This is a genomic window from Streptomyces sp. SM1 (assembly GCF_002910825.1).
GTDB classification, from domain to species: domain Bacteria; phylum Actinomycetota; class Actinomycetes; order Streptomycetales; family Streptomycetaceae; genus Streptomyces; species Streptomyces okerensis.
Genome location: NZ_NEUB01000594.1, coordinates 1 through 3,434, shown reverse-complemented (window position 1 = coordinate 3,434; position 3,434 = coordinate 1). Strand labels below are relative to the sequence as shown.

At 71.8% G+C, this 3,434-nt stretch carries 2 protein-coding genes and 2 pseudogenes; 1 reads left to right on the top strand and 3 read right to left on the bottom strand.

Annotated elements, in window-relative coordinates:
- The 3 genes and pseudogenes from B9S61_RS42300 to B9S61_RS14595 form a co-directional block, all read right to left on the bottom strand.
- Positions 1–122 (bottom strand): annotated as a pseudogene (locus B9S61_RS42300) (gamma-glutamyl-gamma-aminobutyrate hydrolase family protein); the annotation flags it as partial.
- A gap of 112 nt (positions 123–234) precedes the next feature.
- Positions 235–939 (bottom strand): annotated as a pseudogene (locus tag B9S61_RS14600) (amino acid permease); the annotation flags it as partial.
- Positions 940–1,086: 147 nt separating this feature from the next.
- Positions 1,087–1,821, bottom strand: a complete 735-nt coding sequence (locus B9S61_RS14595) for a FadR/GntR family transcriptional regulator (protein WP_103542645.1) — start codon at positions 1,819–1,821, stop codon at positions 1,087–1,089.
- A gap of 105 nt (positions 1,822–1,926) precedes the next feature.
- Here B9S61_RS14595 and B9S61_RS14590 point away from each other — a divergent pair, with 105 nt between their 5' ends.
- Complete coding sequence (locus tag B9S61_RS14590) at positions 1,927–3,297, top strand: glutamine synthetase family protein (protein ID WP_103542644.1); 1,371 nt, start codon at positions 1,927–1,929, stop codon at positions 3,295–3,297.
- Positions 3,298–3,434 lie beyond the last annotated feature (137 nt).

Sequence of the window (3,434 nt, the reverse complement as noted above, 5' to 3'; positions counted from 1 at the left end):
CCCGCCCGCCGCACCAGCCGCGGATACCCGGCCGGCAGCAGCGCGGCGTCCAGCTGCCACACGCCCCAGCGCACACCGGACTCCGCGTACGTACTGATGCCGATGAGTGGCCCGGCCGACACGTCGGGCACCCCCTTCCCTTCAGGTCCTCAGTCCCGTGACAACTCCGCCTCGGCCGCCGCCAGCGCCGCGAACTCCTCCTCCGGCGCCTTCGCCACCAGATGCCTACGGCTGTACAGACCGCACACCCAGGAAGAACCACATCCCGAACGGGAACGCCGCCCAGATCCCCAGCAGCCCCATCGGCAGCCAGGAGTTCGCGCCGAGCGCCGAGGAGTCCACCGGGATGTCGTCGAGGGACGAGGCGTCGAACCGGGGCAGCGCCGCCAGCGCGAAGACGACCAGCGCCGCCACCGCGATGCCGGTGACGACGAAACTGAACCGCAGCGCCTCGCCCACGCCCCACAGGTGGATGCCGATGAAGACGACGAAGCAGGCCAGGTACACGGGCCAGCCGGACTCCAGACCGAACAGGTCCAGCGACTGGACGTAGTCGCCGATGAAGATGGAGATCGCGGCGGGCGCGAGCACGTACTCGATGAGGATCGCGGTGCCGGTGAGGAACCCGCCCCACGGTCCGAGCGCCCGGCGGGCGAAGCCGTAGCCGCCGCCCGCCGTGGGCAGGATCGAGGACAGTTCGGCGAGGGCGAAGACCATGCAGGTGTACATGGCGCCCATCAGCAGCATGGCGATCGCCAGACCGCCGAAGCCGCCCTCGGCCAGGCCGAAGTTCCAGCCCGAGTAGTCGCCGGAGACGACGTAGGCGACCCCGAGGCCGGTCAGCAGCAGCCAGCCGGCGCTGCCGCGCCGGAGCCTTCTGCGTTCGAGGTAGTCGTCCGCCTCACCGGCGGGTTCTCGGGACGTGGACGGAAGGCTCACGGGGCGGCTCCCCAGGGGGCGGCGGCACGGAAGGTGGCAATGGAGCGGATCCAGACCTTTGTGGGCCCATACCTTCGTGGCGCGGACGGCGTGAGCGCAACCCCCGTGCGTCAAGCCGGGGTAAACCATCCACGCGGTGTCACGGCCTCACGCCAGGAATCCCCGCAGCAGCGCCGCCGTCCCCGCGCAGTGCTCGCGCATCATCTCCCGCGCCCCGTCCGCGTCCCCCTCCAGCACCGCCTCGACCAGCGCCGTGTGCTGGTGCTGCGAGTGCTCCAGGTTGCGCACCAGCAGCGGGATGCAGTCCAGCAGGTCGTTCACCGTCGCCCGTACCGCCGCGTACTGCGCGGTCAGCGTCGGCGAGCCGCACAGCTCCGCCAGGGTGAGGTGGAACAGCGTGTCCAGCCGCCGGTAGTCCGTCAGCGGCGCCTCCCGCGTGCCGGTCAGTGCCTCGCGCAACCGCCCGGCCTGCCCGTCCGTCAGCCCGTGCGCCGCGCACAGCCCCGCCGCGCCCACCTCCAGCACCTCCCGGAAGCGCAGCACGTCCTCGATGTCGACCTCCGCGATCCGCCGCCGCAGCTCCTCCTCGCCGGTGTCCGTCGGGCGGGGCAGCACGAACGTGCCGCCGTACCGGCCGCGCCGCGACTCCACCAGACCCTGGTCCTGGAGCACCTTCAGCACCTCGCGCAGCGTCACCCGGCTGACCCCCAGCCGCTCCGCCAGCTCCCGCTCGGCCGGCAGCCGCTCCCCGCCCGCCACCAGACCCAGCCGCACCACCTGGAGGATCTGCTCCAGCGCCTCCTCGAAGCCGTTGCCCGCGCGGACCTGCCGCAGCACCGGCACCAGGCGGTCCCCGACCGCGCCGACCGCGTCTTCCGGCATCTCGTCGTGCCCCCTTCCCAAGCAATGGTTCCCGGTCATACCTTATGGCTGCCGGCTCGACCGAAGAAGCCCGAAGCAGCCGAAGAAGCCCGAGGAGGCTCTCCCGTGGCAGACCGCACACCCCCACTCGCCGTCGAGGAACTGCGCACCCTCGTCGCCGCCGGTGAGATCGACACCGTCGTCCTCGCCTTTCCCGACATGCAGGGGCGGCTCCAGGGCAAGCGGTTCGCCGCACGCTTCTTCCTCGACGAGGTGCTCCGGCACGGCACCGAGGGCTGCAACTACCTGCTCGCCGTCGACGCCGACATGAACACCGTCGACGGCTACGCCATGTCCTCCTGGGAGACCGGCTACGGCGACTTCGCCATGTACCCCGACCTCGACACCCTGCGCCGGGTGCCCTGGAACGAGGGCACCGCCCTGGTCGTCGCCGACCTCGCCTGGGCCGACGGCTCCCCGGTCGTCGCCGCCCCCCGGCAGATCCTGCGCCGCCAGCTGGACCGCCTCGCCGCCCTCGGGCACACCGCCCAGGTCGGCACCGAGCTGGAGTTCATCGTCTTCCGCGACACCTACGAACAGGCCTGGGACGCCGGCTACCGGGGGCTGACCCCCGCCAACCAGTACAACGTCGACTACTCGGTGCTCGGCACCGGCCGTATCGAGCCCCTGCTGCGCCGCATCCGCAACGAGATGGCCGGCGCCGGACTCACCGTGGAGTCCGCCAAGGGCGAGTGCAACCCCGGCCAGCACGAGATCGCGTTCCGCTACGACGAGGCCCTGGTCACCTGCGACCAGCACGCCGTCTACAAGACCGGCGCCAAGGAGATCGCCGCCCAGGAGGGCGTCTCGATCACCTTCATGGCCAAGTACGACGAACGCGAGGGCAACTCCTGCCACATCCACCTCTCCCTCGCGGACGCCGCCGGCGACAGCGCCATGCCGGGCTCCCCCGAGGAGCCGGACTCCATGTCCGCGGTGATGCGCCACTTCCTCGCCGGGCAGCTCGCCGCGCTCCGCGAGTTCTCCCTGCTCTACGCCCCGCACATCAACTCCTACAAGCGGTTCCAGCCCGGCTCCTTCGCCCCGACCGCCGTCGCCTGGGGGCGCGACAACCGCACCTGCGCCCTGCGCGTGGTCGGCCACGGCCGCTCCCTGCGCTTCGAGAACCGGCTGCCCGGCGGCGACGTCAACCCGTACCTCGCCGTCGCCGGCATGGTCGCCGCGGGTCTGTACGGCGTCGAGCAGGAACGGGAACTGCCCGAGCCCTGCCCCGGCAACGCCTACACCGCGGACTACGAGCACGTGCCCACCACCCTGCGCGAGGCCGCCGAACTCTGGGAGACCAGCGAGATCGCCAAGGCGGCCTTCGGCGAGGAGGTCGTCGAGCACTACCGCAACATGGCGCGCGTCGAGACCGACGCCTTCGACGCCGCGGTCACCGACTGGGAACTGCGCCGCTCCTTCGAACGCATGTGAGGCCCCCGTGTCCGAGCAGCTCCCCGAGCTCCAGGTACGCAACCCCGCGACCGAGGAACTCATCACCACCGTCCCGGCCGCCGGCCCCGCCGACGTCGGCGCCGCCGTCGTACGGGCCGCCCGCGCGCAGACCGCCT